Genomic DNA, 21,630 nt, shown 5'->3' on the forward strand with positions numbered 1-21,630 from the left:
GAATGAAAATCGCAATCGGCGCCGATCATGGCGGATTCAATTTGAAGAAAGACATCATCGGATTATTGGAGGAGCTTGGACACGAGTATAAGGACTTCGGGACACACTCGGCCGAGTCAATCGATTATCCGGACGTAGCCATTCCAGTCGCCGAAGCAGTCGCGGCCGGTGAGTTCGACCGTGGCATCTTGATTTGCGGGACTGGAATCGGCATCGGCATTGCCGCCAACAAAGTGAAAGGCATCCGGGCGGCACTCGTACACGACTCGTTCAGCGCAAAAGCGACGCGTCAACATAACGACTCGAACATCATGACGATGGGCGAGCGCGTCATCGGACCGGGTCTTGCACTCGACTTAGTGGCGACATGGCTCGATACGGACTTCGAAGGCGGACGCCACTCGAACCGTGTCGACAAGATGAGCGCTTACGAAACGAAGTGACGACGATGAAGGCGGAGCTTTTGAACTTATTGACGGAGTTGCATGAACGGTTTCCGTTAGATGAGGAAAAGATGCTCGTCATCGGTTGTTCGACGAGCGAGGTCGTCGGCAAGACGATCGGGAAAGCGGGTTCGATTGATGTGGCGTCGGATTTAATCGAGGCGTTCCTTGCGTTTCGGGACAAGACCGGCGTCCATCTCGCCTTTCAAGGCTGCGAACATATCAATCGCGCCCTTACGATCGAGCGACGGACCTTGAAACAGTTCGGGTTGACGGAAGTGACGGTCGTCCCAGTCCGCGCGGCGGGCGGGGCGATGGCCGAGAAGGCGTACGAGCGTTTCGACGCCCCGTGTGTCGTCGAATCGATTCAAGCGGACGCCGGCATCGATATCGGCTCGACACTGATCGGCATGCATTTGAAGCCGGTCGCGATCCCGGTCCGGTTGTCGGCGAAGCAGCTCGGTGAGGCGTACGTCACGTTCGCCATCACGCGACCGAAATTGATTGGCGGCCCACGGGCCCACTATCCAGCAAAATAAAGAAAGCCGGTCTGCGCGACCGGCTTTCTTTTGCGTTATAACTCTTCACTGAACAAATATGAGATGACCATCGGGAACCGATCGCGCCAAGCGAGCTCGTTATGGACACCTTCCTCGATGACCTCGAAGCGGATATGTTCGACCTTGTCGCGCAGCAGGGCGTAGACCCGCTCGCTCGACTCGAGATACATCTCGTTCGTCGGACCGTCCGCTGACGGCTGTTCGACTTCTTTGCGGCCGACGTCCATATACAGACGTTCGACGCCGTTCAAATCACTCGCGTCAATCAATTGCTCGAGCTCGGTCTGGTTGAACCAGAACGCCGAGGACAATGAAGCCACGCGCTTGAAGACATCGGGATAGACGCAAGCGGCGTAAATCGAAATCAAGCCGCCCATCGAGCTGCCCATCATCGCCGTCTCGTCCGGCTTCGTCCGATAGTTCGCGTCAATCATCGGCTTCAACTCTTGGGCGATGTATTCAATGTAGGCCGATCCTTGTCCACCGAGCGTCACGTCTTGACCGAGCAAGCTCTCGCCGATGTACGGGTTCTCCCACGGACCGTACTCGTCGAGCCGCATCTCGCCGGGGGCGCTGTCGATGCCGACGATGATGATGTCGCGCTTCGAGGCGTCCATATACTCGCCGGCGCGCCAGCTCATCTTATAGCTCGCGTCCTCGTCGGCGAACACGTTCTGTCCGTCATGCATATAGAGCACGGGATAACGTTTGTCCGTCGTGTCGTAATCGGCCGGCGTATAAATCCGAATCGTCCGCTCGCGCTCGAACGGGGTGATGGTAATTTGTTTTGTCTCAATCATAAGTAGCCTCCTCTGATCGTCTTCTTTCATATGATACCCGACTTGCCCGTGGATTAGACGATACCCAAAAAAAGAAGCATATGTTACGATGGGGGTGTTGATTTTTAGACATTCAGAGGGGGTTTCAACATGGTAAACACGACGAAGTTGAAAGTACAGGATGCGGAATTGTTTGAAGCGATGCAACACGAGCTCGGTCGCCAACGCGAGAACATCGAACTCATTGCCTCGGAGAATTTTGTCTCAGAAGCAGTCATGGAAGCGCAAGGCGGCGTGCTCACGAACAAGTACGCGGAAGGTTATCCAGGCCGTCGCTACTACGGCGGTTGTGAGTTCGTCGACGTGGCCGAGAACTTGGCCCGCGACCGCGCCAAGGAGCTGTTCGGTGCAGAACACGCCAACGTCCAGCCGCACTCGGGTGCCCAAGCGAACATGGCCGTTTACTTCACAGTCCTTGAAGCCGGTGACACGGTGCTCGGCATGAACTTGTCGCACGGTGGCCATTTGACGCACGGAAGTCCGGTCAACTTCTCAGGCGTTCAGTACAATTTCGTCGAATACGGTGTAGACAAAGAGACAGAACACATCGATTATGACGTTGTCGCAGCCCTCGCGAAAGAACATAAACCAAAACTCATCGTCGCTGGTGCCTCGGCGTACCCGCGGACGATCGACTTCGCCAAGTTCCGTGAAATCGCCGATAGCGTCGATGCCTACCTTATGGTCGACATGGCCCACATCGCAGGTCTCGTCGCAGCCGGTCTTCATCCGAACCCGGTCGAGCACGCGCATTTCGTGACGACGACCACGCACAAGACGCTTCGTGGTCCACGCGGCGGTATGATTCTCTGTAAAGAAGAGTTCGCCAAGGCAATCGACAAGTCGATTTTCCCAGGGATTCAAGGTGGTCCGCTCATGCACGTCATCGCAGCGAAGGCCGTGGCGTTCGGGGAAGCGCTCCAACCTGAGTTCAAAGAGTATCAGGCACAAGTCATCAAGAACGCACAGGTGCTCGCGCAAGGGCTAGAAGAGGAAGGGCTCCGCATCGTATCGGGCGGTACGGATAACCACCTTCTCCTCGTCGACCTCCGCGGCATCGACATCACCGGGAAAGCGGCCGAGCATGCGCTCGACGCAGCCGGCATCACGGTCAACAAGAACACGATTCCATTCGATCCGGCATCACCGTTCGTCACGAGCGGGATTCGTCTCGGGACGGCCGCGATGACGACGCGCGGATTGAAAGAAGACGATATGCGTGAAGTCGCTCGCTTGATCGGACGCGTCTTGACGAACCATGAAGATGAAGCAGTGCTCGCGGAAGCGCACGAAGCAGTTCGCGCGTTGACGTCGAAGTTCTCGCTCTATCCTGAACGAGACTGACGAATGGACGTACGGACACTCGCAGATCGGGAACTTGCGGAACTGCCGCTCATCGATATGACGGAATGGCTCGTCCGAAAAGGCGAGCATGACCCGACGTTTCGCCTCGTCGCGAACGAGTTCGGGGTCGTGACGACGCTACTCGACCACGGGTATTATATCGAGGCAAGTGAACGGATTGTACCGCTTCTCGGAATGAAAGTGCCGGCGGCGTTTCATCGGCTCGGTCTTGCGCTCGAAGTGAAGGCGAACGGAAAGAAGGCGGCCAAGCGCCGCTTTCGTTCGTTCTCGCCGGCTGTCACCGGTCATGCGGACTTGTCGGCTTGGCGTAACGCCTTCAAATGGAACAAATCGTGGCTCGGTCTGCCGCTCGTCGTTGGTCTCGGTCTGGTCGCACTCATCTTTTGGCCGGATTCGGAGCCGCCGCCCGTGACGCCGACCGCATCAAACGAACGGGTCGAAACGGTGACGGAGGACGAGGCGCTCGCGAAACGGTTAGAAGAGCTCGAGCAAGAAGTTGCTCGACTCGAGGAAGCGAACGAGGCGCTCCAAACCGAGGACGAGACGACCGAAGCCCCTGAGGCACCGGCCGTCATCCCGCTCGGCGAAGTCGAAACGCTCGTCTCGGACAAACGGTACGAGGAAGCCGATGCGCTCCTCATCGGCAAGGCGAAAGCCGGTCAGGAACAGGCCGTCGGGTTTTATCGGTTGCTCGTCGACAACAAGCTCGGCGAAGCAGAGATCGCCGATTATGCCGCCTATGTCGACACGTATCCAGAGTCGGGATATAAGGCGGACGTCTTATGGATGAAAGGCATCGCTGAGAAGAAGGCCGGGGACGACACATACCGGACGACGCTCGCCGAAGTCGCCGCCATGGACGGGACGTATTGGGCCCCGATTGCCAAATCGGTGCTCGAGGAAGAATGAGGTCGCAGCCGTGCTGTGACCTTTTTCTCATCAAATTTTAATCTGTTTCACCGCTCTTTCTCAGCTCGCTCCCGTACAGTAAAGAAAAAGGATAAGGGAGAGGGACATATGCGCTCAACTAGCAGAGGAAAGATTGGAAGATTGATTCGAGGAGTGGCCGTCGGTGCGCTCGCATTGACACTCATGGCGGCAGGTGTCGCCGGGTTCTTATTATTCACCTTGACCGGTAACGCGTGGCTCGACCAAATCGCTCAAGTCGGGACTGATTTGGCGTTTCAGGCGGAAGGGATTGAAACGACGTTTGACCGGATGGGCGATTCACTCGAATTGCGCATCGAACAAGCGATTCCAGAAGCAGTTCGTCCGTTTTTTGACTGAGGAATCCGGGAACACTTAGAATGATGCGTCGGGCGGACTGCTCGGCGTTTTTTTTAGAAAGGATGAATGGAATGCCTACGATTCTCGTCGTTGAAGACGATGCTAAAATTGCCAGATTACTCGAACTTGAACTCATGCATGCCGGTTATCAAGTCGAGGTCGCCCATGACGGGCGGGCCGGGCTCGACCGGGCGCTCGCCGGTGGGATTGACCTGATGTTGCTCGATGTCATGTTGCCGCAGATGAGCGGACTCGAAGTCGTGCGCCGCGTCAAAGAAGAGCAGCCGCTCCTTCCCGTCTTGATGGTGACGGCACGCGGGGACCGCTACGATAAAGTGAGCGGGCTCGACCTCGGGGCCGATGATTACATCACAAAACCGTTCGAAATGGAGGAGTTGCTCGCGCGGATTCGGGCGTTCTTACGGATGCGTCAACACGTCCAAGTCGATACGAGTGAACGGGTCCTTTCCTATGAGGGGCTGACCGTCGACGTCAATCGCCATGAAGTGGTGTGTGAGGGGCAAAACGTCGACCTGACCCGAAGGGAGTTCGATTTGCTCGTCTATTTGCTCGAACATCCAGAACGCGTGCTCACGCGCGATCAACTCGTCGAGCACGTCTGGGGCTTCGATTATTACGGGGACACGAACGTCGTCGATGTGTACGTCCGCTATGTCCGGAAGAAACTCGGTGGCTCCTGGATTCAGACGGTCCGAGGCGTCGGCTATATGTTGAAGCGTGGTGAATAATATGAAGCTACGGACGAAGATCGCCTTGGCGATGGCGGGGTTCATGTTGTTTTTACTCATCACCTCGTTCGGTGTCGCCTGGCTCGTCTCGCGGCAACAGATCGTCGACGCCCGCTATGATGTCTTGCGCCAAGCACTCAGCTTGCTCGAGGAAGACGAGCGGAACCAACAAGCCGTCTTGTCGTTGCACGAGGACAGTGTCGTGCTCGAACGGCAAGCGAACGGCGATTGGGGCATCATCGGCGGCCAGGCCGAAGAGAGTTTACGTTTTCCCGTCAACTTCGGAGAACCGGCGCTCGTCGATGATTGGTTCGTCATCGCGACGTCGAACGGGCTCGGCTACGCGTTTCAAGACGCGGCCGTGAGCGAGACCCTCCAGACGCTGGCCACGATTTTTCTCATCATCTTCTTGATTGCAGTGGCGATGACGTTCCTCGGTAGCCTATGGATCGTCAGGCAAGGTCTCGATCCACTCCGCCGTCTCGAGTCGACGATGGAACGGATCACCGAGTCGGGTACGCTCGAGACGATCGATGTCGGGACGAACCGAGACGAAGTCTCGACGCTCGCGACCGGCTTCAACCAGATGATTGACCGGGTCGAAGGGTCGATGGAGCAACAGCGCCGCTTCGTCGCCGATGTTTCACATGAACTGAAGACGCCGCTCACCGTCATCGAAGGGTACGCCAAACTGCTCCGGCGCTGGGGACAGAGCGACCCGGCCGTTCGTGACGAGGCCATCGACCACATCTTGACCGAATCGCGGCAAATGCGCGAGGACTTGATTGAACCGATGCTCGAATTGAGCCGTTTCTCTTCGCTCAAAGAAGTGGAGATCGAGGTGATCAGATTGACTGAGCTGGCCGAACAATTGACCGAACGGTTCGAACGATCGCACGGTATCCACGTACCGATCGAGGCGATGGGGGAGTGGCACGGTCATCGTGATTCGTTGCAGCGGCTCGTCGTCATCTTCATCGATAACAGCTTGAAGTATGCGACTGACACACGCGTGACGATGACGCCGGACCGCATCGAAGTACGCGACCATGGGACGGCGCTCAATGAGGAGGACCGGGCACGGTTATTTGACCGGTTCTATCGACTCGATGAGGCACGGGACCGGAGCGGCAGCGGACTTGGTCTTGCTATCGCCAAAGAAGTGGCGGATTTGAACGGGTGGACGGTCGGCAGTTATGCGAATGCGCCGGACGGCAGCGTCTTCTACGTCACAAAATGACAAAACTTTCGCAGATTCTCATCATTTTCTAATGGAATCCTCGTGGTGCTCTAAGGTCACCGTTCTATGATGAAGATGTAGAACAAGTTCACCACATGAAACGAGGAGGAAACATCATGAAACTAATCGGATGGATTTTAGGAGTCGGGTTGGCGGTACTAGCCGTCGCCGGAATCGGGTTGTATGTCGCGAACGACAAGACGGACACGGTCATCGTCCCACGCGCGGTCGATAGCGTGAACAGCGGAACCGATGATGCCGCAGACGATGCGCAAGATGATGCGAGTCAAGAAGCAGCCACTTCGTCAGAAGGATCAGCATCGAGCGATACGCCGGTTCGTTCGGTCGATGACGATGATTATGAATTGTATGGTACCCTCGTCAGCCTATCAGACCGTGACGTGACGATCAGCTTCAGCGGTAAAGAATCGACGTATCCGCTCGCGGCCCGTCATGAGATTGACGACGACACACCGAAAGCCGGTGACCGCGTCAAACTCGAATTCAATCAAAACGAAGAAGTGAAGGAAGTCGACCGTGAAAGTGACGACTTCGACATTTACGGCACGTTCGTCAGCCTGTCGGATCGTGACGTGACCATCGAACGTGATGGCAAGTCAGAGACGTTCAAACTCGCGAGCCGCTACGAGCTTGACGACGAGGCGCCAAAAGCCGGTGACCGGGTCAAACTCGAGTTGAACCTTCAACAGCAAGTGAAAGAGATTGAACGCGACGATGACCGGGATGACCAAGACGATCAAGATGATCAAAACGACGATCAAAATGATGACGACCAAGATGACGACCGTGACGATGATCAAGATGATGATCGCGACGACGACTAAAAAAATGCCACGCAAGTGGCATTTTTTGTTTATTCTTCTAACAAGAGTTGTAATTATTATTGTATGATAAGGTGAAAATGAAAATTTTAGGCGATTCAAACCAAATAAATGTGAAAGGAGGGGACGGGATGAAAAACGTCATCGGACTGATGAGTATAGCCGTCATACTGTTAAGTGGATGCGGGACGAATGAAATCAATGCGCTCAATTTACGACCGCTGTCGACGTATGCGATTCAACAAGACCAAGACATTCCGTTGACGTCTGCGTTGAAGACGCGACTGTTGAATTACTGTGAGCGGCAACCGACAGACGTGTTGCCGACGCGTCGGGCCGAATTGGCGGCCATCACATTCCGCCACCCCTTCTATGACGAATTAGGTAGCAAGACCGTCAAATATTGGCGGAGCGGGGACGAGCATTACGTCTCTTGTTTGAACAGCAACGAACAAAATGAGCGCGTCTTCCGTACCGATGGAATCGAGGCGTTCGAGTCCGCGGCCGGTTCAGGGCCGAGGGAGGTCGATGTCGGGAGCACGTTATCGTTCATTCCTGAACCAGACGTCACGACCGTGGCGCGCGCCTTCGCGGTTAACGAGACGCATGAGACGATTGTTCCCGGTTCGGTCTTCCGGTATCACACACCGGACCGTGGCGCGCTTCACGTCACCTATCACGTCTATCAAGGCGGTGCCGAGGCGGGACAGCTGATTGAACCGGGACTGTTCGTTTTCGAGAGTGGCAAGAATGAAGGCGTGGCGTTCTTGACCCAGTTGGCCGATCAACGGATTACCCTCCAGATGGGTACAGCACAGGCGTGGGATCGCACCGTATTACCCAGTTCGCTGTCGAGTGAGTACGTGCAAATTGACTCGATGGAAGCCGTCTTCAATTTAGATGCCGAAGGACGTAGGCTCTTGAAACGAATCGTGCTCGCGGATGAGCCGATCGAAGACGTCTCGGAGCAGGATTCGGCCGTCTTATCGACTCGTTATGATACCGTAATCGAGGTATGGGGGGCCGTTCAACGACCAGGAGCCGGTGAATTGACGATCACATCGGAGCAAAAAGAGGCGATGCGGTTGGCGACGTACGAGACGGAGACGAAGACGGCCCACCTCGGAGGCCCGAACACGCGCGAACTGTTCGAACTTTTGTCCCGCGTGAAGACGACGAGTGCCGCACCGACGGGCGAACGACGTGGGACGCTCGTGTTATATGAGCAGTTGACCGAGCAACGGTTCGACGTTTGGACCGAGGAAGGGAAAGATACCCTTCAACTGATGGACGTCGAGTCGAAGCGGGTCTATTTGATTGATCAACTGGAATTAGAGGGATTGCTAGACACTTACATATGAGCTAAAACAAATTCTTTTCCCGTTTCATGACACTTTCATGTCGTGAGACGGGTTTTTGTTGTCAAATTGACACTATGTTTTCGTGAAAAACTATCCTATAATTTTTTTTGCGAAGGTTCAACATTACATACACGAATCCGATACATCCATAAAACACACAGCACTAACCTTCTCGTCATTTGAATATAAGAAAAGGGGGAGCAACGAGACACAACTCCATTCAACCATCATCGTCCGTCACCACGTTTTGTCAGTCATCAGGAGAGGAATAGGTAGTGAAATTGAAAAAGTTAATTATGTCTCTAACGGTAGTGTTGTTGATTGTTAGTCTGAACATGTCTAAAACGGGGGCACAAACCATGAACCCACTCGACGGTGTGAAGAACTATCAAGTGTATTATGGCCATCCAACGGCAGCGATTTTGAAAGATATGCAAAACTATGACCTCGTCATCATTGAGCCACTCCATTACACGAAAGCGCAAGTGGAGCAAATCAAAGCACGCGGGACAAAAGTACTCGGATATATTAGCGTCATGGAAGTCGCGACATGGAACACGGGTCTCATGTCAAAACTTCAGTCAGGTGACTTCTTTACGCGTAACGGACAACGTGTCCATTACTCGGAATGGGATTCGTACTTGACGAACATCGCCTCACCGAACTTCCAAGGATTGCTCCTCACGGAAATCCAGAACCAAGTCGTCGCCAAAGGCATCGATGGCGTGTTCATGGATACGGTCGGTGATATTGATAACGAACATTTGAACAATCCGACCGTGCTCAAGCAGCAACGTGACGGACTCGTCAACTTCTTGAAGCAAGCACGGGCCCGCTATGGTGAAATCGCCATGGTCCAAAACTGGGGCTTTGACACGTTAGAAACGTCAACGGCACCTTACGTCGACGGCATCATGTGGGAGAGTTTCAACGCCGACACGATCAAGAGCGACGCTTGGTCACAAAACATGATTAAGAAATTACAAGCGGTCGACGCGAAGTATTCGGTCAAGACGCTCACGATTTCGACACGTCTTAGCGCGGACAGCCACAAGCTCGCCAAAGATTCTGGCTTCATCCATTTCCACGAAGCGGATGCTTACGTGAACTGGAACGCAGGTCTCGTGACGCGCACACAGGATACGGCGCCGGCACCGGTCGCAGTAGCACCGACGACGAAGCCAGCTACGACGACAACGACGAAGCCAGCTGAAACGACAACGACGAAACCGGCTACAACGACAACAACGAAGCCAGCTACGACGACAACAACGAAGCCAGCTACGACGACAACGACGAAACCGGCTACGACGACAACGACGAAACCGGCTACGACGACAACAACGAAGCCAGCTACGACGACAACGACGAAACCGGCTACGACGACAACGACGAAGCCTGCTACAACGACAGCCACGAAACCGGCTGCGACGACAACGGCGAAGCCTGTAACAGAAACGGCGACAAAGCCTGTCACAAAGCCAGTCTCAGCTCCGAAAGCAGATGCCTCGACGGACAAACCGACCGAGTCGAAACAAAAAGCAAAAGCTGACTGGAAGCAAGAGAAGAAAGACAAAAAAGAGAAGAAGAAGGCGAAAAAGCATGCCAAAAAACATGCTAAAAAGCATGCCGCCAAGCACAGCTCGTCTAACGACCATCACGCCGCCAAAGGAAACATGTGCGGAAAAGTGAAACACAAGACGGCCGGTTTCCTAAATTTCTTCAAATTCTAAACCATGTGTCACCTGAACCCCGAGGGATCGATTTCGTTCCTTCGGGTTTCGTCTGACCTCTTAAAAAACAGAAGTTGACCCTACCTTTCTCAGAAAAGTTAGGGTACAATGCTCAAGAGAGATTGAGAGAGGAGTGAAGCATGATGGGCAAAGTACACGTTTATGACCACCCATTGATTCAGCACAAGATGACGATTATGCGTAAAGTAGAGACGGGGACGAAGCAGTTCCGTGAACTCGTAGACGAGGTTTCGTCACTCATGGCATATGAAATTACACGCGACCTTCCGCTTACCGATGTGGAAATTGAGACACCGGTCTCTGTATCGACACAGAAGATGATTGCCGGCAAGAAATTGGGAATCGTCCCAATTTTACGGGCAGGCCTCGGCATGGTGGATGGCTTCCTCAAAATGATGCCGAACGTCAAAGTCGGTCACATCGGTTTATATCGTGACCCAGAGACGCTCGAGCCGCACGAATACTATCTCAAGTTGCCGACGGACGTCACAGAACGTGACTTCATCGTCGTCGACCCGATGCTCGCGACAGGCGGTTCAGCAGCCGACGCGATTGCCGCGCTTAAAAAGCACGGTGCCAAGTCGATCAAGCTCGCTTGCCTCTGTGCAGCCCCTGAAGGTGTGGAACGTGTTCAAGCCGAACACCCGGACGTCGAAATCTATCTCGCCGCACTTGACGAGAAGTTGAACGACCACGGCTACATCGTACCAGGACTCGGTGACGCAGGTGACCGTCTGTTCGGAACAAAATAAGCATGAACCCGATGAGAGGATCCTGGTGATCCTCTCTTTTTTGTGGGAATGTGCACCAATCGGTTCAAATTAGTTGAGACGATCGAGGAGACGGCCGATAGTAGAAGAGGAAGAGACCGTAAGTCGGTCCGATGTCGGGATAAGTGAAGAGACACGATGAAGACTAAATTCTCGCTACTGCAAAGATACTTACTCATCTCCTTGATGGCGTTGTTTTTAACGAGCGTCTGGAGCTATAGCGCGTTTCAGGACATCGAGCAGGAAAATCGACGAATTGTCGAGGAAGCCATCCCGATTTCGAACGCCGCCTCGGAGCTGTTTCGGTTACTGCTCGACCAAGAGCTGTCGGTCCGGGGCTATACATATAACCAAGACGCGCAGTCGCTCGAACAGTATGAGGCGACGAAACAATCATTGGAGGAGACGATTCGTATTATTCGTGAACTCGACGAGCGTCATCCGATCATGCAGGAATTGATTCAAGACGAGGCGTTGCCGCTCATTCAAAAAATGGAGGCGTTCCATGCGTCGCAAATCGAACTCATCGAGGCGGGGGATGTCATCGCCGCGAACGCGCGTCGCTATAGCGGCATCGATTATATCAACCAGTTCCGAGACGTCGATGCGGCCCTTCGTGAAGACATCGACAACATCATCCAACAAGCCACGCTTCGGAGTGAAACTGCCTCAAATTCAGCGAAATGGGTCATCTTCATCGTCGTCGGCATTGCATTGTTGCTGTTGATGACGTTCATGCATACGTTCCGGCTCGAGCGCAGCAAACAAGCGCTCATCCATCGCTCGCTCCATGACGCCTTGACCGGGATTTGGAATCGTCGAGCTTTTGACGAGAAGTTAGAACGGATGTGGGACGAAGCGACCGATACCGGAGACGTGCTTGCGCTCCTCTTGCTTGATATCGATGCGTTCAAGACGTATAACGACACATACGGCCATTTGGCCGGAGACGCTTGCCTCGAACGGGTGGCGAACGCGATCGACAAGGCGGTCGGGGAAGACGGCATGACGGCCCGCTATGGAGGCGAAGAGTTCGCGGTGCTCCTGCGGCCACGCCACGCGCGGCAACCGAAAGAAATCGCGGAACGGATTCGACAGGCGGTGCTCAAACTGAACATCGCGCACGAAATGTACTCCCCGTTGCGAAAAGTGAGTGTCAGCATCGGCGTCGCCGAACATGCGCCAACGCCAAGTGGCGATAAGACCGACTTGATTGAGGCGGCCGACCAAGCCCTCTATCAAGCAAAACAGAGTGGGCGCAACCGCGTCTCGGTCGGCCAGGCGACGAACGTAGGTTAAAATCGGCCACAGAAAAAAGACGACCTTCCCGATTCGAACGGGAGGGTCGTCTTTCGTATAGGTTTATTGTTCAATCAATCCTTCTTGGATAAGGAAGTCGCGGGCGACTTTCTCCGGACGTTGTTTCTCGACGTCAGCAAGATAATTGAGCTCTTGCATCGTCTCGTCCGTGATTTTCCCGCTCAGCAAGTTCAATACGTCCGCGAGCTCAGGATGCTCGGCGAGCGTCTCTTCGCTGACGATCGGGACCGCGTAATACGGCGGGAAGAACTGTTTGTCGTCCTCGAGGACGGTCAAATCAAAGCGTTTAAGCAAGCCGTCGGTCGAGAAGCTGTCGATGGCGTTACTTTCATTGTTCATGAGTGCCGTGTAGCGCAGTCCGCCGTCGACCGGTTTCACGTCTTGGAAGTTGAACGGGTACGCCTCTTTCAATCCGAGGTAGCCGTCCTCCCGGTTCGAGAACTCGATTGTCGGACCGAAGACGAGCTCGTCACTCACTGCGGCGAGATCCGAGACGGTCTTTAAGTCGTACGTGTCGACGTCTTCTTGTTTGACGGCGATGGCATACGTGTTATTGAAGCCGATCGGGTCGAGCGTCCGGATATCAAACCGCTCGTTCACTTGCTTCACGACTTTGTCGTAAACGACGTCAGGGTCGTTCTCGACTTCTTGCTTCAAGACGTCGACGAACAATGTGCCCGTATATTCGACATACGTGTCAATCTCTCCGGTGCGCAAGGCGCTGAAAGCGACCTGTGTGCCACCGAGGTTCAGTTGACGTTTCACATCGAGGTCGGTCTTGTCCTCAATCAAGTCGGCGACCATGTTCCCGAGAATCAATTGCTCGGTGAAGTTTTTCGAACCGACGACAATCGTATCGTCTTCACGGGTGAAGGCGTAAATCGAACCGGCGAGGAGAAGCGTGAACGCTGTCGCGATGACGATGAGCGGCTTCGTCACTTTCTTCGCAGAACGACGTGTTTTCTTCTTCATCCGTCCATCCGCGAGGACGATGCCGTTCGGGGCGACCTTGTACTCGATGCGACTGACGATGAAGTCAATCAACAAGGCGAGCAGTCCGGCCGGGATGGCACCGGCGAGGATTTGATTGTTGTCGACGGTCTGGATTCCGGCGAAGACGAGGTAACCGAGACCACCTGCTCCGACGAACGCCGAGATGGTCATGAGACCGACGGCCGTGACCGCCGAGATCCGAATCCCGGCCATGATGATCGGCAGTGCGAGCGGAAGCTGGATTTTACTCAAAATTTGGCGGTCGGTGAGTCCAATCCCTTTGGCCGACTCAAGCGTATCGCCCGGGATGCTCGATAGTCCCGTATACGTGTTTTTCACGATCGGAAGGAGCGAGTACAAGACGACCATGATGATGGCCGGGGTCGATCCGATTCCGATGAATGGGATCAAAAATCCGAGGAGCGCTAAACTCGGTACGGCTTGGACGACGCTCGTCAGACCGAGAATCGGCTTGGCGAGACGCGGAATCCGTAAGATGAGAATCCCGAGTGGTACCCCGAGTAAGACGGCGAGCGAGACGGCGAAGACCGTCAGCTGTAAGTGTTCGAGCAAGAGCGTCCCGATTTGGTCGGTGTTGCTCGTGAAGTAATTGAAAAACGATTGAATGGCATTCATATAGTTTCCTCCTCTTGCATGAATTGCTCACTGAGGACGGAAAGCAAACTGCTGCGTGTGATCAAACCGTGAAGCATCGAACCGTCGACGACCGGGAGATACCCTTGGTCGCTCGTGTTCATGACGTCTAAAATGTCGAGGAGCGAGTCCTCGATTGAGACGAAAGCGTAATTCGTGTTCATGACTTCCTCGAGCCGCTTCGTCTTGTCTTGGATACCGTGGACATCTTTCAATTTGATGAGTCCTTGAAGGACACGATCACGGTCTGTGATCAACAAGCTGTCGACCTTGCGGGAGCGCATGATTTCAATCGCTTGAAGCACCGTCCGCTTCCCGCTGATCGATACCGGGTCGGTGATCATGATGTCTTTCGCTTTAATGAATTCAGGGCTGTTCCAAATCCGATTCTTCCCGATGAACGACTCGACGTATTCGTCTTTCGGGTTCCGGAGAATTTGTTCCGGAGTATCGAATTGGACGATTTCCCCGTCGCGCATGATACAAATGCGATCGGCCAGCTTGATCGCCTCATCCATATCATGGGTGACGAACACAATCGTCTTTTTCACTTCTTCTTGAAGATTGAACAGCTCTTCTTGGAGATCGTTTCGAGTGACGGGGTCAAGGGCGCTGAACGGTTCATCCATCAAAATGACTTCCGGGTCGTTCATGAGGGCACGGGCGAAACCGATACGCTGCTGCTGACCGCCGCTCAATTCGCTCGGATAGCGATCGATGAATTGGTCCGGGTCGAGGCCCACCATGCGGAGGAGGTGTTCGGTGCGCGCATCCATGTCTTGTTCGGCGTGTCCTTCGAGACCGGCGATCAATTGAATGTTTTCACGAATCGTCATATGCGGAAAGAGGCCGGTCTGTTGAATGACGTAGCCCATCTGGCGACGCAGTTCAATCGGGTCCATCTTCCGGGTATCCTGTCCGTTGACGATGATCGTCCCTTCCGTCGGCTCGATCAAACGGTTGATCATTTTGAGCGATGTCGTCTTCCCGCAGCCGGACGGGCCGATAAAGACGACGAGTTCACCTTTGTTGATGGTGAGGTTCATCTCTTTCAAGACGGTCGTATTCTTGAATGTTTTTTGCACTTGTTTAAATTCAATCATGCATTCACCCTTTTCAATAATTATTTTCACATAACCTTATGTGCCCGTTGTCGAAGGATTGTAAACATTATTTTTGAAAAAAGCGTTTAAAGGTCGAATAAAGCGGGGATTATTACTTCTATTTTTTATAAAAGGAGAAAAAAGAGGAACAGCACCCGGATCAGCGGGCCGTTCCTCTTGATTGGTCAGGATGACATCGCTTCGACGAGCAGGTCCGCCAAGTGGACGGCGCGCATCGATTCAGTCCCATGCTCTTGAATCCCGAGTTGCATTTGCATGTGGCAACCCGGATTTGACGTCACGATCGTTTGTGCTGCCGTGGCGTTCACGTGCCCCATCTTCATCTCGAGGATGTCGTTGGCGATATGGGGCTGCAGAATGTTGTAGACACCGGCCGAGCCACAGCAGTGGTCGGCGTGCTTCTGCTCGATATAGACGGCCCCTTCAATCGCCTGGAGCAATACCCGTGGGGCGAGCGCGCCTTTTTGGACGTTGCGCAAGTGACACGAATCTTGATACGTGATGAGTTGCTCCGGCAGGGCGAGCGGGACGCGGTCGAGGAAGCCGACCTCAAGCAAGATTGACGCGAAGTCTTTAATCTTGGCCGTGAATCGTTCCGCACGTTCGGCCCATTCCGGGTCGTGCTTCAACAGATGATCATAACCGACGAGGAACGCCCCGCAACCACCGGCGTTCGTGATGATGTAGTCGACGTCCTCGGCCTCGAACGCCGCGATGTTCTGTTTGGCGAGCGTGACGGCGCCCGCCTGTTCACCGGCATGTCCGTGAAGTGCCCCGCAGCACTGCTGCGCTTTCGGGATGACGATATCACACCCTGCCGCTTGGAGAAGTTTGATCGTGTTCGCGTTCGTCTCATAAAACATCGTATCCATCAAGCAACCGCTGAAGAAGGCGACCCGGGCCGTCGTCGCACCCGTCGCTCGAATCCGCTCGGGACGACGTCGTCGCTCCGTCTTCGCCGGGACCGTCGGTAAGATCGTCTCCATCTTTTGGAGTTGGTCTGGGAACCAGTCGAGGATGCGGAGTTTATGGGTGAGCGTCTGGACTCCGGACTGTTGATAGAAGCGGAGAAAGCCCGTCGCCGTCTCCATCTTCGCTTTGTTCAAGAACAGCCCGTCAAAGACGACTTTCCGGACGATCCGCTCGCGGACGGGCATCTGTCCCGTCGCACGTTTATGTTCGATGATGGCGGCGCGTGCGTCTTCGAGCAGAACGCTATAGCGCACCCCGGCCGGGCATGCCGGCTCACAGGCGAGGCAACCGAGGCATTCATTGAGCGTCTTCTCGACGTCCTCATCCGGTTCAATCAACCCGTCGACGACTCCTTTCATGATGGCGATGCGGCCGCGCGGGGAGGCGGACTCGTCTTTCGAGCGGATATACGTCGGGCATGTCGGCAGGCAAAAGCCGCAACGCATGCAGCCGAGCATCTCTTCATAGTCGAGTTGTTCGGTCATGCGGGTGGCAAGTTCGGTTCTTTGCTTCATGACAGCTCTCCTTGGACGATGCGTTTTTTCGCCGCTTTGGCGAACATCTTCTGCGGGTTCATGATACCGTGCGGGTCGAAGGCGAGCTTGATGCCTTTCATGACGTCTATCCCGGCCGGTCCGAGCTTCCATTCGAGATATGGGGCTTTCATCGCCCCGACCCCATGCTCGCCGGTGATCGTCCCGCCGAGATCGAGCGCGGCGGCGAAAATATCGGCGAACGCGGCCTCGACGCGCTCCATCTCTTCGTGGTTCCGGGCATCGGTCGCGACCGTCGGATGCAGGTTGCCGTCCCCGGCGTGGCCGAACGTGGCGATTTGAATGTCGTACGCCCGCCCGATTGCTTCGATGCGCCGGACCATCTCGGCGATCTCGCTCCGTGGCACGGTCGCATCCTCTAAAATCGTCGTCGGGCTGAGGCGGGCCAGGGCGGATAAGGCGATGCGCCGCGCATAGCGCAACGTCTCGGCGTGCGCCTCGTCCCGGGCCACTTCGACCGACAAGGCCCCTTCCTCGAGACAAACGGCGTGCATCGCTTCGATATCGCGCCGGACGACGTCACGCGGTCCGTCCTGTTCTAATAGAAGGAGAGCACCGACGTCTGTCGGCAGTCCGATGTTCGCATACGCCTCGACGACCTCGATCGTCTTCTTGTCCATGAACTCGAGTGTCGCCGGGATGATGCGGTTCTCGATGATGCGGCTCACCGTCCGGGCCGCGCTGTCCAAGTCCTCGAAATAGGCGAGCATCGTCTGTTTCGTCTCGGGGAGCGGGATGAGCTTGAGCGTCGCTTGCGTGATGACGGCGAGCGTCCCTTCCGAGCCGACGAGGACACGGGTCAAATCATAACCGGCGACGTCTTTCGCGAGCTTCCCGCCCGTACGGAGCACTTCGCCGTTCGGGAGCACCGCCTCGAGCGCGAGCACATAATCGGCCGTGACCCCGTATTTCAGCCCTCGCAAGCCGCCGGAGTTCTCACTGATGTTGCCGCCGATCGTCGAGATTTTCATCGAGCTCGGGTCCGGCGGATAAAACAGGCCTCTCGCCTCGACGGCTTGTGCCAAATGGGCGGTAATGCAGCCCGGTTCGACCGTCACCGTCAAATTCTTCTCGTCGATCTCGACAATCTTGTCCATATGACGGAAGTCCATGACGACACCACCGGAAAGCGGCGTCGTGCCGCCGGCAAGATTTGTCGCCGATCCGCGTGGGACGACGGGGATCCGGTGTTCGTGGCACAGCCGCAACACGGCCTGCACGTCCTCGGTCGAGCGGGGGGCGACGATCGCGTCTGGCATCGCTTGATAGTTCGGCGTCGCGTCAAATGAATAGGCGAGTCGGGTCGTCGAGTCCGTGAAGACGACATCGGCGCCGATCTCCTCGCGTAGTTGGGTCATCCAATCCATTCTAGTTCCTCCTCACACGCATCAACATGCATTCGATGCGGGCGTCGGTTTCGAAAGTCACAAAATCGACACATTTTTAGATAGCGCTTACATCGTAATCGTAGCCATTCGAACTGGTATTGTCCACCCATTTCGGGTTGATAGGAAGGGCTTTCCAGGCGATTGACCGCTCGGAAAAGGCGGTGTGATATTCATCACTACAAATTCGTCAGAACCCCTCGACATGACAAAAAGATAATCGGTATACTGATACAGGACGATGTAAACGATTTCAAAATCGGGTCAACGTTTGTTTCAAAACCTTTTGTGAACGTAAGCCGTTTTGCATTGTAATTTCCAAAACGTGAAGGTATAACTGAACTATTCTTCATCTGATTCGTAATGTGAAATGTTATAAATTCAACATTTTTATTTCACCGTTTCTTCATACTTTCTTAAAATTTGATGATTTTAATTTAGTTTGTGAACTGCGTAAAAGCCTTGATACGACTTGATTTAAAGCGCTTTTATAATTGTGAAATCAATTGACTTCTTATGCCATTTCCAGTACTCTGAACTTGTGTGACTTTTGATGGTCACGCGAGTGTGAATCCGATGGAGAAGATGCATGGCTTGGCAGCTCGAAAGGGGGATGGGGATGACGAAAAAAGACAATCGTTACCTATCTTATGCCTCGCTCGCCTCTCAAATCTCGACCGCGCTCGCTGGACCGATCGTCATCGGTTATCTCGTTGGCCAATACGGGGCGAGACGTGAAATTTGGGGCACGTTTGGTTGGAATGTGTCAGTGCTTCTCGGAATGGCTTTCGGGATCACGGCGCTAGTTCTCACCCTTCGAAGTTTACTGACAGGAGAGGACGAATGAACTTACAACAAGTGCAAGCAGACAGAAAAGCACAACAGCAGTTGATGAAACGCTATACGAAGTGGTTTATCGGATGGTTCGCCATTCTCCTCATCGGAGCGCTCATCGTCCCTATGTACAAACCGGTATTTCTCGGCTTGTTCTTAGGCGGGGTCGCCAGTCTCATCATTCTACATATGCAGAATCGAAGCGTCATTCGGATGTTTGACGTGATCGAACATGGACGACGCCCGAAGTCGCACGGGACTGTTTCAAGGATGGCAGTCGGTGCACTAGCCGTGATAGTCGGTCTCTTTTATGAGGATCGAGTATCGCTGATAGCGGTGGTAACTGGTCTAATCGCCGGCCACATCATACAATTTGGCGAGTTCACACTTGCCCAGCTCAGCAGGAAAAGAGGTGAATACTAATGGGTCATGAGTTTCCCACATATTCTCTACAACTCGGAGATTATACGTTATATGGGAGCTGGACGAACGTCATTACGGTGCTGATCGCATCACTACTCGTATTTACGTTTGCCGTTTGGGGAACGCGACGCTTGGCTATGAAGCCGACTGGTAAGCAGAACTTAATGGAATTCTTCGCAGAATTCACACGCGGGATTATCTCGAGTGCGATGGACTGGAAGACAGGTGGCCGTTTTATCGGGTTTGGAATGACGTTGATTTTGTTCATTCTCTTCTCAAACTTAATGGGTCTACCGTTTAACGTCATCTCTGGTCACTATCTATGGTTCAACTCACCGACGGCCGATCCTTACGTCACGTTGGCATTGTCGACACTCGTCGTTGCAATGTCGCACTATTACGGCGTGAAGCTACACGGTTTGAAGCACTACTCGGCGGAATTCGTGAAGCCGGTCTGGTTCTTATTGCCGATCAAGCTCATCGAGGAGTTCGCGAACACCTTGACGCTCGGTCTGCGTCTTTACGGTAACATCTTTGCCGGTGAAATCATGATTACCATCATCTTGGGACTCGCAATTACCGCAGAAGGGGCACTTAACCCGCTCGGTGCTGTGTTCGCAATTCTCCCAATGATTTTATGGCAAGGTTTCTCAATCTTTATCGGGGTTATCCAATCCTACATTTTCCTGACGCTTGCAATGGTGTATATCGGGCATAAAGCTTCTGCCGAGCATTAATTCGGGCAGGTCTCGCCAAAGCGTTGAACAAAAAAACTATTTACTTAACTTTTAGGAGGAATATACACAATGGAACAAATGAATCTTCTCGCAACAGCACTCGTTATCGGTCTTGGAGCACTCGCGGCTGGTATCGGTAACGGTCTCATCGTATACGGAACAGTACAAGGACAAGCACGTCAGCCAGAACTCAAAAACGAACTTCGTCAAACAATGTTCATCGGTATCGGTTTGGTTGAAGCCCTCCCGATCATCGGTGTGGCTGTCGGTTTCCTTCTCCTCAACTCTTGATTACGAGTTAACGAGAACAACGTAAGAGGGAGCGTGTCTCCCTCACTTATTTAGTCAAGAGGAGGGTATGCATGGATACGATGATGATTGCAGCTGGTGCTGGCGGCGAAGGCCTCCGCATCCTGGATATGATCTTTACACTTTTCACATTCCTCGTACTCTTGGCCCTGTTGAAGAAATTTGCTTGGGGACCACTCCTTGGAATGATGAGACAGCGTGAAGAGTATGTAGCGAACGAAATTGAGCTCGCCGAAAAGAGCCGCAAAGATGCGGAAACATATGTAGTCGAACAACGTGACGCGCTCAGCGCCGCACGTACAGAATCGAAAGAAATGCTTGATTCAAGCCGTCGTCAAGCAGAAGCGGAACAAGCACGCTTGGTGGAGCAGGCGCGTTTGGAAGCCGAACAAATCAAGATCGAGGCGGGTAAAGCGATCGAACGTGAGCGTGAGCTCGCGAAGCAATCGCTCCAGACCGAAGTCGTCACACAGGCGCTCTCGGCCGCACGCCACGTCCTTCAGTCAGACCTCAAAGGCGACGAAGTGAAACAACGTGCCCTCGTTACAGACTTCCTGTCTAAAGCGAAAGGTGCTAACTGATGAACACATCGTTAGCAAAACGCTATGCCAAAGCGCTCTTCGACTTAGCGCGGGAACAAGGCACGCTCGACCAAGTCGAAGCGGAAGTGCGTCTGCTCGATGAAGTGCTCCACGCGACTCCTGAACTCACGGATCTCTTAACGAATCCGGCGATCAGTGACAGCGAGCTTGCACAGCTTTTAACACATAGCTTTGGTGACATGACAGATATCGTGCTCAACACACTTCTCGTCATGGTCGAAAACGACCGTGCGAGCGAGGTTCGCGGCTTGTCGCGCTACGTCCTTGATTACATCAACGACTACCGTGGCATCGCCGAAGGGTTCGTCACGAGTGCTTACCCGTTGTCGGCAACAGAGTTGAAAGAAGTCGAACTCGTCTTCGGTCAGAAGATGAACAAGACGCTTCAATTGAAGAACGTCGTCGATGAAGACGTCATCGGTGGACTTCGTGTCCAGATCGGCTACACGACGTATGATGACACAATCGAAAACAAACTAACACGCCTCGAGCGTGAATTGTTGAATGCGTAAG

The 21,630-nt window shown here is 53.9% G+C and carries 23 protein-coding genes; 18 read left to right on the forward strand and 5 right to left on the reverse strand.

Annotation, left to right across the window (positions count from 1 at the left end):
• The first annotated feature begins 2 nt into the window (after positions 1 to 2).
• Together rpiB and KNP71_RS05750 are read left to right on the forward strand one after the other, a co-directional pair.
• Positions 3 to 443, forward strand: a complete 441-nt coding sequence (gene rpiB / locus KNP71_RS05745; protein ID WP_021066115.1) for a ribose 5-phosphate isomerase B — start codon at positions 3 to 5, stop codon at positions 441 to 443.
• Positions 440 to 982, forward strand: coding sequence for a TIGR01440 family protein (locus KNP71_RS05750; RefSeq protein WP_087576458.1), 543 nt, complete (start codon positions 440 to 442; stop codon positions 980 to 982). The genes rpiB and KNP71_RS05750 overlap by 4 nt, the downstream gene beginning before the upstream one ends.
• 35 nt (positions 983 to 1,017) lie before the next feature.
• Here the strand turns inward: KNP71_RS05750 and KNP71_RS05755 are convergent, their stop codons facing one another.
• The gene (locus tag KNP71_RS05755; RefSeq protein WP_029594673.1) at positions 1,018 to 1,803 is read right to left on the reverse strand and encodes an alpha/beta hydrolase; all 786 of its coding nucleotides are present in this window, start codon (positions 1,801 to 1,803) and stop codon (positions 1,018 to 1,020) included.
• A gap of 129 nt (positions 1,804 to 1,932) precedes the next feature.
• Here KNP71_RS05755 and glyA point away from each other — a divergent pair, with 129 nt between their 5' ends.
• From glyA to KNP71_RS05805, 10 genes are all read left to right on the forward strand, one after another.
• Complete coding sequence (gene glyA / locus KNP71_RS05760; protein WP_214714444.1) at positions 1,933 to 3,186, forward strand: serine hydroxymethyltransferase; 1,254 nt, start codon at positions 1,933 to 1,935, stop codon at positions 3,184 to 3,186.
• Between the two features lie 3 nt (positions 3,187 to 3,189).
• Positions 3,190 to 4,116 (forward strand): hypothetical protein, encoded by a 927-nt coding sequence (locus KNP71_RS05765; RefSeq protein WP_029594674.1) that lies wholly within the window; start codon positions 3,190 to 3,192, stop codon positions 4,114 to 4,116.
• 108 nt (positions 4,117 to 4,224) lie between these two features.
• A complete protein-coding gene (locus KNP71_RS05770; protein WP_144060654.1) occupies positions 4,225 to 4,494 on the forward strand; it encodes a hypothetical protein in 270 nt (89 codons plus the stop codon).
• A 71-nt stretch (positions 4,495 to 4,565) separates the two neighbouring features.
• Entirely contained in the window at positions 4,566 to 5,243 is a 678-nt protein-coding gene (locus KNP71_RS05775) for a response regulator transcription factor (RefSeq protein WP_214714442.1), read from the forward strand.
• A gap of 1 nt (position 5,244) precedes the next feature.
• Positions 5,245 to 6,483, forward strand: a complete 1,239-nt coding sequence (locus KNP71_RS05780; RefSeq protein WP_029594677.1) for a sensor histidine kinase — start codon at positions 5,245 to 5,247, stop codon at positions 6,481 to 6,483.
• A 116-nt stretch (positions 6,484 to 6,599) separates the two neighbouring features.
• Positions 6,600 to 7,328, forward strand: a complete 729-nt coding sequence (locus KNP71_RS05785; protein ID WP_242678953.1) for a hypothetical protein — start codon at positions 6,600 to 6,602, stop codon at positions 7,326 to 7,328.
• 128 nt (positions 7,329 to 7,456) lie between these two features.
• Positions 7,457 to 8,686 carry a hypothetical protein gene (locus KNP71_RS05790; protein ID WP_029594679.1) on the forward strand — a complete coding sequence of 410 codons (1,230 nt, stop codon included), beginning with the start codon at positions 7,457 to 7,459 and terminating at the stop codon, positions 8,684 to 8,686.
• A gap of 359 nt (positions 8,687 to 9,045) precedes the next feature.
• A complete protein-coding gene (locus tag KNP71_RS05795; protein WP_214830279.1) occupies positions 9,046 to 10,419 on the forward strand; it encodes a glycoside hydrolase family 191 protein in 1,374 nt (457 codons plus the stop codon).
• A 143-nt stretch (positions 10,420 to 10,562) separates the two neighbouring features.
• Positions 10,563 to 11,192, forward strand: a complete 630-nt coding sequence (upp, locus tag KNP71_RS05800; RefSeq protein WP_021066126.1) for a uracil phosphoribosyltransferase — start codon at positions 10,563 to 10,565, stop codon at positions 11,190 to 11,192.
• Positions 11,193 to 11,348: 156 nt separating this feature from the next.
• Positions 11,349 to 12,509 carry a GGDEF domain-containing protein gene (locus KNP71_RS05805; protein ID WP_058764808.1) on the forward strand — a complete coding sequence of 387 codons (1,161 nt, stop codon included), beginning with the start codon at positions 11,349 to 11,351 and terminating at the stop codon, positions 12,507 to 12,509.
• A gap of 63 nt (positions 12,510 to 12,572) precedes the next feature.
• Here the strand turns inward: KNP71_RS05805 and KNP71_RS05810 are convergent, their stop codons facing one another.
• The 4 genes from KNP71_RS05810 to KNP71_RS05825 form a co-directional block, all read right to left on the reverse strand.
• On the reverse strand, positions 12,573 to 14,159 hold the full coding sequence (locus KNP71_RS05810) for an ABC transporter permease/substrate-binding protein (RefSeq protein WP_214830281.1): 1,587 nt from the start codon (positions 14,157 to 14,159) through the stop codon (positions 12,573 to 12,575).
• A complete protein-coding gene (locus KNP71_RS05815) occupies positions 14,156 to 15,280 on the reverse strand; it encodes an ABC transporter ATP-binding protein (protein ID WP_029594683.1) in 1,125 nt (374 codons plus the stop codon). Before KNP71_RS05815 ends, KNP71_RS05810 begins: the two co-directional genes overlap by 4 nt.
• Positions 15,281 to 15,465: 185 nt before the next feature.
• Positions 15,466 to 16,788 (reverse strand): (Fe-S)-binding protein, encoded by a 1,323-nt coding sequence (locus KNP71_RS05820; protein ID WP_251132756.1) that lies wholly within the window; start codon positions 16,786 to 16,788, stop codon positions 15,466 to 15,468.
• The gene (locus KNP71_RS05825) at positions 16,785 to 18,185 is read right to left on the reverse strand and encodes an FAD-binding oxidoreductase (RefSeq protein ID WP_251132767.1); all 1,401 of its coding nucleotides are present in this window, start codon (positions 18,183 to 18,185) and stop codon (positions 16,785 to 16,787) included. Before KNP71_RS05825 ends, KNP71_RS05820 begins: the two co-directional genes overlap by 4 nt.
• Positions 18,186 to 18,801: 616 nt before the next feature.
• On the opposite strand from KNP71_RS05825, the gene KNP71_RS05830 reads away from it, so the two are divergent.
• The 6 genes from KNP71_RS05830 (at position 18,802) to KNP71_RS05855 (ending at position 21,629) form a co-directional block, all read left to right on the forward strand.
• A complete protein-coding gene (locus KNP71_RS05830; RefSeq protein WP_251128686.1) occupies positions 18,802 to 19,059 on the forward strand; it encodes a hypothetical protein in 258 nt (85 codons plus the stop codon).
• Positions 19,056 to 19,469 carry an ATP synthase subunit I gene (locus KNP71_RS05835; protein ID WP_029594687.1) on the forward strand — a complete coding sequence of 138 codons (414 nt, stop codon included), beginning with the start codon at positions 19,056 to 19,058 and terminating at the stop codon, positions 19,467 to 19,469. The genes KNP71_RS05830 and KNP71_RS05835 overlap by 4 nt, the downstream gene beginning before the upstream one ends.
• Positions 19,469 to 20,206 (forward strand): F0F1 ATP synthase subunit A, encoded by a 738-nt coding sequence (gene atpB / locus KNP71_RS05840; RefSeq protein WP_021066134.1) that lies wholly within the window; start codon positions 19,469 to 19,471, stop codon positions 20,204 to 20,206. The genes KNP71_RS05835 and atpB overlap by 1 nt, the downstream gene beginning before the upstream one ends.
• Positions 20,207 to 20,284: 78 nt before the next feature.
• On the forward strand, positions 20,285 to 20,497 hold the full coding sequence (gene atpE / locus KNP71_RS05845; protein ID WP_024370837.1) for a F0F1 ATP synthase subunit C: 213 nt from the start codon (positions 20,285 to 20,287) through the stop codon (positions 20,495 to 20,497).
• Between the two features lie 71 nt (positions 20,498 to 20,568).
• On the forward strand, positions 20,569 to 21,096 hold the full coding sequence (gene atpF / locus KNP71_RS05850; RefSeq protein WP_021066136.1) for a F0F1 ATP synthase subunit B: 528 nt from the start codon (positions 20,569 to 20,571) through the stop codon (positions 21,094 to 21,096).
• Positions 21,096 to 21,629 (forward strand): F0F1 ATP synthase subunit delta, encoded by a 534-nt coding sequence (locus KNP71_RS05855; RefSeq protein ID WP_021066137.1) that lies wholly within the window; start codon positions 21,096 to 21,098, stop codon positions 21,627 to 21,629. The genes atpF and KNP71_RS05855 overlap by 1 nt, the downstream gene beginning before the upstream one ends.
• The last annotated feature ends 1 nt before the right edge of the window (position 21,630 follow it).

Source organism: Exiguobacterium sp. s56 (genome assembly GCF_018618255.1).
Classification (GTDB): Bacteria; Bacillota; Bacilli; order Exiguobacteriales; family Exiguobacteriaceae; genus Exiguobacterium; species Exiguobacterium chiriqhucha.

Coding starts and splice junctions, on each gene's coding strand:
- rpiB (WP_021066115.1), top strand. CDS start 3: ATGAAAATCGCAATCGGCGCCGATCATGGCGGATTCAATTTGAAGAAA.
- KNP71_RS05755 (WP_029594673.1), bottom strand. CDS start 1,803: ATGATTGAGACAAAACAAATTACCATCACCCCGTTCGAGCGCGAGCGG.
- glyA (WP_214714444.1), top strand. CDS start 1,933: ATGGTAAACACGACGAAGTTGAAAGTACAGGATGCGGAATTGTTTGAA.
- KNP71_RS05765 (WP_029594674.1), top strand. CDS start 3,190: ATGGACGTACGGACACTCGCAGATCGGGAACTTGCGGAACTGCCGCTC.
- KNP71_RS05770 (WP_144060654.1), top strand. CDS start 4,225: ATGCGCTCAACTAGCAGAGGAAAGATTGGAAGATTGATTCGAGGAGTG.
- KNP71_RS05775 (WP_214714442.1), top strand. CDS start 4,566: ATGCCTACGATTCTCGTCGTTGAAGACGATGCTAAAATTGCCAGATTA.
- KNP71_RS05780 (WP_029594677.1), top strand. CDS start 5,245: ATGAAGCTACGGACGAAGATCGCCTTGGCGATGGCGGGGTTCATGTTG.
- KNP71_RS05785 (WP_242678953.1), top strand. CDS start 6,600: ATGAAACTAATCGGATGGATTTTAGGAGTCGGGTTGGCGGTACTAGCC.
- KNP71_RS05790 (WP_029594679.1), top strand. CDS start 7,457: ATGAAAAACGTCATCGGACTGATGAGTATAGCCGTCATACTGTTAAGT.
- KNP71_RS05795 (WP_214830279.1), top strand. CDS start 9,046: ATGAACCCACTCGACGGTGTGAAGAACTATCAAGTGTATTATGGCCAT.
- upp (WP_021066126.1), top strand. CDS start 10,563: ATGGGCAAAGTACACGTTTATGACCACCCATTGATTCAGCACAAGATG.
- KNP71_RS05805 (WP_058764808.1), top strand. CDS start 11,349: ATGAAGACTAAATTCTCGCTACTGCAAAGATACTTACTCATCTCCTTG.
- KNP71_RS05810 (WP_214830281.1), bottom strand. CDS start 14,159: ATGAATGCCATTCAATCGTTTTTCAATTACTTCACGAGCAACACCGAC.
- KNP71_RS05815 (WP_029594683.1), bottom strand. CDS start 15,280: ATGATTGAATTTAAACAAGTGCAAAAAACATTCAAGAATACGACCGTC.
- KNP71_RS05820 (WP_251132756.1), bottom strand. CDS start 16,788: ATGAAGCAAAGAACCGAACTTGCCACCCGCATGACCGAACAACTCGAC.
- KNP71_RS05825 (WP_251132767.1), bottom strand. CDS start 18,185: ATGACCCAACTACGCGAGGAGATCGGCGCCGATGTCGTCTTCACGGAC.
- KNP71_RS05830 (WP_251128686.1), top strand. CDS start 18,802: ATGGCTTGGCAGCTCGAAAGGGGGATGGGGATGACGAAAAAAGACAAT.
- KNP71_RS05835 (WP_029594687.1), top strand. CDS start 19,056: ATGAACTTACAACAAGTGCAAGCAGACAGAAAAGCACAACAGCAGTTG.
- atpB (WP_021066134.1), top strand. CDS start 19,469: ATGGGTCATGAGTTTCCCACATATTCTCTACAACTCGGAGATTATACG.
- atpE (WP_024370837.1), top strand. CDS start 20,285: ATGAATCTTCTCGCAACAGCACTCGTTATCGGTCTTGGAGCACTCGCG.
- atpF (WP_021066136.1), top strand. CDS start 20,569: ATGGATACGATGATGATTGCAGCTGGTGCTGGCGGCGAAGGCCTCCGC.
- KNP71_RS05855 (WP_021066137.1), top strand. CDS start 21,096: ATGAACACATCGTTAGCAAAACGCTATGCCAAAGCGCTCTTCGACTTA.